Below are 2695 nucleotides of genomic sequence, written 5' to 3' on the forward strand. Positions count from 1 at the left end.
GAGTCGAACAGGTTGTGCCAGACCGTGTTCTCCAGCGTATCGGCCGCCAGGTTCAAGTCGGCAGGGGAAACCGCCTCGTCAGAATAGAAGACGAAGTGCGCTGATTCCTTGAGCAGTTTGAAGCCGGCCTGGGAAGGATTGGGCCCACCGACCCGCCAGGTCCCCGGCGTCACACCCGGCTTGGAGGGTGTACCGGTGTACCACTTGGTCTCGGTCGTCCCTTCGTCGATCTTGCCGACGCTGTGCGCCGGCCCGCACCAACTGAGCATGGCTGCCAATGCGGCCAACATCATCCGAGCAGTCATATCCAGCGCCCCTTAACTTCATTCAGGCGACCCTTGCGCGCCCCCGAATGTCAACGTTGTCAATGGCTGGGCAATGTATCAGGGGCGGACTGCCGGCACGGGGACGTTTCTCCTGGTGGCATCGGAACTATTCAGTTACCGGGGCAGCTGAACGCCGAGCGATGGCTACCTTCTCGGCTCATGCCGCATGGCCACCGCTCCCGAGCCGAACTCCATCCGGCTTACGAGCTTCAGGTCGGGTGAGCCTGCCTGCGCCCTGAAGCAGACCGTCGGAACGGCGCCGCTCTGCTCGAGACGCGGCGCCGCACAGTCGGCCCAGCTCAGCTCTTGAGCTGACGGCCGAGCAGTTCCGGCAGGACGACGCCGTCCTTGCGGGCATCGTCCAGCACGCGCTGCGCCTGGGCGCGATCRCCGACAGCCCAGGCGTGGTTGAAGCGATAGATAACGATCTCGGGTTCCGACGGTTCGACTGCGGCGCGCATCTGGACGTAGGCGTCGTAGCCGGCGTCCTGCTTCAGCCGGGCGGCCAACGCCTGGGCATATGGCGCGTCCGCATGGCGGAAGAGCAGGCACGCCCATGGGCTGCTCTTGTTCGGAAAGCGGTGGTCGCGCTCGCGCAGCAGGGCCATGACTTCCACGATGTCCGGGTCGGCCAGCATCAGCCGACGGAACTCGGGATCTTCATCCAGGTGGACGCTCATCAGCGCCGATACATCGACCATCCGGCCATGCTTTGCCACCGAGGCTGCGAAGGCCGCATTGGCCTTGGCCAGCCGCTGCGCAGCACGGGCTTCCAGCGACTCCATCAGCATCGACAGCGTGCCGGAGCTTGGGCTGCTCGCGCGCGCCTTGCGCGACACTTTGACGACGCCTTCCACATCGAACGGCTGCCCAAGGCGCCCCAGAGCCAATTGGCCGTTGACCCATTGGCTGGCCGCCACGGCCCAGGTGACCGGGTTGCGTTGTACGGCAGGCTGCTCCATGAGGGTGGCCACCTGCTTGATCTGAACGCTGACCGCTTCCACGTTTTTCTTCAGGTCCGTGCCGTCGGCCAGCTTGCGCATGCGTTCCTTGCTGTCGGCCAAGTCAAGCTTGGCCGCCGCCGCCCGCCCCGTGATCGACTTCATGGCCGGGACGTCGTTGAGCATCGCGGCGATGGTGACCGGGAAGGCGTAGGTGTCCGGACTGCGAGGTGCCAGCAGGGCCAACTTCTCGCTGTAGGCCAGGCCCTTCTTCACCGCCTCGTTCTCGCTCACCGCGCGGCGCACGCGCTCATGCGAAGCTTGGTCGTCGTACAGGAATTCGGTCAGCTGGTAGTTGCCGGACGTGCGCAGCAGAGGCAGGTCGATGCGGTCGGCCAGGAGGGCCGCAGCGCCGGCCGTGCTCACAGCCGCCACGTTGTTCAGCAGCAGGATGCTGTCGGTGGGCATCAGGGCCAGCGCCTGGTCGAGCTGAGCGATGCCGGCGTCGCGTTGTTTCGGGTCGCCCTCCATCGAATACAGCGCCAGGTGCACCAGCGCCGAACTGTTGAGCTGCGCAGCACTCTCGGGCAGCTTGGCGAACTCTTCGGCTGCGACTTCGTATTCGTGCTTGGCCACCGCCCGCTGGCCCTTGCGCTCGGCAATCTGCGCCCGGGTGGTGTGAATGGACGCGCGGATGCGACCCTGCGAGTGGTCGGAGCGCTCCAGCCAAGCGAGCTCGTCTTCGGCATCGGTGTGCATGACCGAGCGCAGATGCGCGGCATTCCACCGCAGGTTGTTGTCGGTCGCCTTCTGGTGAGCCTCCTCGGCCATGGCGCGGGCTTCCTGGACGCTGCCGACGGAACGCAGCAGAGTAGCCACCTCGACCAGCACGCCGGGCTCGCGGTGATGCGAARCCAGCAGCTCGTCGAACAGCTTGCGGCCCTCAGCCTGCTTGCCGAGCCAGTAGTACACCTGACCGAGGTACAGCCGGTAGCTGTCGGTGTTGCCCACCACGCCGCGGATGGACAGGAAGACCTTCTCCGCGGCTTCGAACTGGGCATTGCGTGCAGCGGTGTCGGCAAGCGACTGCGCACGCTGCACGGTCACGATGCCCAGATCGAGCGCCACCGGCACGATGGCGGCCGATTCGCGCAGCCTCTGCACTGCCGATTTCAGCGCACTGCTGCCATTCATCTGGTCGTTGACGAAGTTCGACACCAGCTCGCGTTTGCCGGCCTCGTCGGCCGCGTCGTAGCGCTTGTAGAAGTCGGCTGGAGCCTTGTTGCTACGCAGCTTCTCGATGGCCGACTTCTCGATCGACGTGGCCGCCGCCTCGTAGTCGGCCTGCTGCTTGACGAAGACCTTGAGCTTTTCTTCGGTGTAGGGCTGCAGCAATGCGTAGCTCTCGTCCAGGCGCCCCTTGGCGGC

At 65.5% G+C, this 2695-nt stretch carries 2 protein-coding genes; both read right to left on the minus strand.

Translation table 11 applies throughout. The annotated features are described in order from the left end of the window. A partial coding sequence (locus AC1DYI_RS31990; RefSeq protein WP_477208144.1) for a hypothetical protein occupies positions 1 to 287 on the minus strand: 287 nt, incomplete at its 3' end. A 338-nt stretch (positions 288 to 625) separates the two neighbouring features. Then, a partial coding sequence (locus AC1DYI_RS31995) for a tetratricopeptide repeat protein (protein WP_477208145.1) occupies positions 626 to 2695 on the minus strand: 2070 nt, incomplete at its 5' end.

The organism is Ideonella sp. P3_A4 (genome assembly GCF_056403075.1).